General features: G+C 37.3%; 2 protein-coding genes. Both read left to right on the forward strand.

Annotation, left to right across the window (positions count from 1 at the left end):
- The coding region (locus tag LS69_RS10980) for a hypothetical protein (RefSeq protein WP_238699312.1) at positions 1–381 on the forward strand (381 nt) is incomplete at its 5' end.
- Positions 382–444: 63 nt separating this feature from the next.
- On the forward strand, positions 445–861 hold a 417-nt coding region (locus LS69_RS10070; RefSeq protein ID WP_138124715.1), incomplete at its 3' end, for a hypothetical protein.

Raw genomic sequence — 861 nt, forward strand, 5'->3', positions numbered from 1 at the left:
GCTGGGCTTAAAAACTTTACGGGCGTAAATGATAACAATTTCGGAACTTCTCTTAATGCAGTAGCAAACTTGAAATATTGTAATGGGTTGCCAATACAAACTTCACAGATTAGAACATCGGTAACAATCAACACAAATTACACTATGACAATAAGCGGGCAAGTAGCTTCGCAACCGCAAAGGTCCTCTACCAGCAGAGGACTTTATAAAAAGAACAGCGAAATTTTATTCCCATTTTTTACATTGTCAGCTTCTTATTCGGGGCGTATGTATAGCGGGTCTTTTTTCTTTATGGCAAACAAAAAAGATGTTATTCTTATAGATACTAAAACGACTATAAGCGATAGTTCGTATGAAACATATACTATATATGGTGGGTAGCAAATGCCTAAATACAACTTATTAGAAATATCAGTTAAACAACCTTTTGCGAATCAAGGAATTATGCAACGCGTTCCATATACACTACCTGCACAAGATGATGATGTGAATTGGTTAGAGGGATTCACAGACGCCTATCAGCGTCCCGTTATAGCAGATTTAGGACAACAAAGCGGACGCTATATAAGAATGGGGCAACTAAACCAAATTTTAAACACAACTTCAGGCGCAATTCTAAAAATAAAACAAGGGCTTGATAATATTTCAGAAGCAATAAGTGGAAGCTTGGGGGACAGGATACAAGAAGTCATAAAAGACGCAGAAACCGCAATAAAAACCCGCCCTATTTCTTGGCTAAAGACTTCTACTAACCAAAATTGCGCTGGGCTTAAAAACTTTACGGGCGTAAATGATAACAATTTCGGAACTTCTCTTAATGCAGTAGCAAACTTGAAATATTGTAATGGGTTGCCAATACAA

This window comes from Helicobacter sp. MIT 05-5294, assembly GCF_000765675.1.
Classification (GTDB): domain Bacteria; phylum Campylobacterota; class Campylobacteria; order Campylobacterales; family Helicobacteraceae; genus Helicobacter_D.